Genomic DNA, 2,889 nt, shown 5'->3' on the forward strand with positions numbered 1-2,889 from the left:
TGCGCCGGTATCGAGACAGGCTTCGGCATGCGAACCACGGTATCGGGTGGAGAGATGTTCCAGCCCTCAGTCCACTGCTTCGGCGGCGGCGCGTCCTTCCGCTGGCCGGCAGCTGCACCAGTGGAAACCCAGTGCTCGAGGGTTTCAATCTCTCCGGCGGTCAATGAAGGATCATTTGCGAAGTGTCCGATTGCGGAATCGGCGAACCACGGCGGCATTTTCCTGGAACTCACCATCCTCGCGATTGCGGCGGCTTTCGACTGTGTCTGCGCGTAGGTGAGTAACGGCATCGGTCCGATCTGTCCCGGCCGGTGACACGATTGGCAGTGGTTCTGCAGGATCGGGAGAACGTCCTTATAAAAGGTTGGATTCGTCGCGAGCATCAGGAAAAGCAGCGCCGTCATCAGGGAAATTCTATTACGGAACTCCACCTGCCGTCAGATCGGTGAGGATAATTATGCGTGCCCGCAACCTGGAGATAGCCGCGGACGAGGCCTTTTCCCGTGCCGCAGGAGCCCCGCTGATTCTGGGAAATCGTGTGCGGCTGCTGAGAAACGCGACCGAGAATTACCCGGCCTGGATCGATGCCATCCGATCGGCTGGCAAGTGGATCCATTTTGAAACCTACATCATCCATGATGATGAAACAGGCCGTATGTTCGCCGGTCTGCTGGCAGCGAAGGCGAAGGAAGGCGTGAAAGTGCGCCTGCTTTACGACTGGATCGGGGCCATGGGCAACTGGTCCGGTTTTTTCAGGAGGCTGAAGCAGGCCGGTGTCGAGGTTCGAGCTTTCAATCCGCCGCGTTTTGACAGCCCGCTGGGATGGGTTAATCGAGACCATCGGAAGATGCTCTCGGTGGATGGCCGCCTCGGCTACGTGACCGGGTTATGCGTCGGCGAGAGTTGGGTCGGCAACCACACTGTTTCGCCGGCTGAGCTGGATGCGTGGCGCGATACAGGGGTCGAAGTCGAAGGTCCCGCGGTGTCCGACATTGATCGCGCATTTGCCGAAACATGGACATTCGCCGGCGGCTCTGTTCCAGCGAATGAGCTGCCGCTTGCCGGCTCGATACCGGCCGCCGGTGATGTTGCCGTTCGCGTCGTCGCAAGCGCTCCAAGCGTCGGGCCCATTTACCGCACGGACCAACTGGTCGCCGCGCTTGCCCGCCGTTCGTTGTGGCTTGCGGATGCGTATTTCATCGGCACCAGTTCATATGTTCAGGCGCTGCGGTCGGCTGCCCAGTCGGGAGTGGATGTCCGGCTTCTGATTCCGGGCGTCTCCGACATTCCGGTTATCCGCGCCATGTCCCGCGCGGGACTCCGGCCTCTTCTCGAAGCCGGTGTCCGCGTCTTCGAGTGGAACGGCGTGATGATGCATGCCAAGACGGCCGTGGCGGACGGCTATTGGGCGCGAGTGGGTTCCACGAATTTGAATCTGGTGAGCTGGGTCGGCAACTGGGAACTGGATGTGATGATCGAGGATGAAGGTTTCGCAAGGAGCATGGAAGCGGCCTACCTCCACGACATGTCTCATTCCACGGAAATCGTGCTCGATGGGAAGCCGCGGCCGGCGGGTGTTGTGAGGCGCGCGCCGCGGCGCGGGCGCCAGTCCGGCAGCGCCGGCCAGACTGCCGCGCGCCTCGCACGATTGAGCCATGCCGTAGGCGCGGCGATTACAAACCGGAGACAGCTCGGGCCGGCCGAGCGGGTCATCATGTATTGGGGAGCGGGTCTTTTGGCAGTTCTGTCAGCGATATCGATTTACTGGCCTCGCGGTGTCGCATTCCCCATCGCCTTTCTGTGCGCCTGGATTTCGGCATCCTTGATTTTTCGCGCCATCAGGCTCTCCAGGTTTTAGCTTTCATCCATTTCCGATCGGCAAGTCTCCGCCTTGTCAGGCAGCGGACCTTCGTCTACCATGCTTTTCGCAGGTCACGACGATTCGGGAGATGAAGATGAAGACAAAGCGCGCAGCATCGACAAGCAAGGTTGCCGAAGGCACCAGCACTCCTAAGACGTCCGCAGGTAAAACCGCCGGCAAGAACGGCTCGCACGTACAGCGTGAAAACATACCCTGGGAAATCAATATTCCCGATCATGAGCCACGCAGCGACAGTCCCTCGTATGTTGTCGCCCGTAAAGTGATGAATGCCGTTGTTAAAGAGGTGAAGGAGTTCTTTCTGGGAACTCAAACGCCCTACCAGGACCATCATGGAGGCGGCCTGTGGGTGAAGGACCATGATGGCTGGTTGCTGGTCAAGAACCTGGCGGGCATGGAGTGGAGTCAGCAGTTTTGCGCCGATCCGCAAAAAGTGGATAAGTTGCGGCAGTTTGCCCAGCGGATTTACAGTGCTTTTCCTGAATCGTTGCCGGCCTTCAAACTGATGGGTTTTACCGACGTTGAAAATGTTCTCAATGAACCGATAACGTCGCCTGCACAAATCTCCCGCTGGTGTGATTCGATCTTCAATGCCAGCGTGCCTCTGGCCCAGCCGCGGCATACAGGTGTGGTGAAACCGGGTGGGAAGGGCGGTACTCCTCAGTTAGAGGGTGGAGTGCATCACTATCCGACTCCGATCACGGACATCCAGCTATTCAAACGTGACGATTTCCAATTATGGGTTCTCGATGAAGAGAAGCAACCGGCAGCCGTCGTGCCCGTCGATCACCGAGGGTCCAGCAACAGTAATCTTCGCGTCGCTTATGCGACGCCCGGTAGCGCGCTTCACAAAAAGCTCGTGGCCGCGCAAAGCAAAAACCAATACCTGCAGGTTGGTGGTGAACATCCCATGGCAAAACAGGCGTTTGCTGTTCAAAATGCCGAGGATGCAAAGAAGGGTCAACCGTCGTGAAGGGCAACCAAACTTTTTAGCCGCAGATGACGCGGAT

3 protein-coding genes are annotated in these 2,889 nt (G+C 58.5%); 2 read left to right on the plus strand and 1 reads right to left on the minus strand.

The genetic code is table 11. The features are described from left to right. Nucleotides 1–404, minus strand: a 404-nt coding sequence (locus tag VGK48_03845) for a thiol-disulfide isomerase (protein HEY2380297.1), incomplete at its 3' end; no start/stop codon positions are given. A gap of 53 nt (nucleotides 405–457) precedes the next feature. Here VGK48_03845 and VGK48_03850 point away from each other — a divergent pair. Together VGK48_03850 and VGK48_03855 are read left to right on the plus strand one after the other, a co-directional pair. Continuing rightward, nucleotides 458–1,858: a phospholipase D-like domain-containing protein gene (locus VGK48_03850; GenBank protein HEY2380298.1), complete on the plus strand. Its 1,401-nt coding sequence runs from the start codon at nucleotides 458–460 to the stop codon at nucleotides 1,856–1,858. Nucleotides 1,859–1,955: 97 nt separating this feature from the next. Then, nucleotides 1,956–2,852, plus strand: a complete 897-nt coding sequence (locus tag VGK48_03855) for a DUF6424 family protein (GenBank protein HEY2380299.1) — start codon at nucleotides 1,956–1,958, stop codon at nucleotides 2,850–2,852. Nucleotides 2,853–2,889 lie beyond the last annotated feature (37 nt).

It is taken from the genome of Terriglobia bacterium (assembly GCA_036496425.1).
Taxonomy (GTDB): domain Bacteria; phylum Acidobacteriota; class Terriglobia; order 20CM-2-55-15; family 20CM-2-55-15; genus 20CM-2-55-15.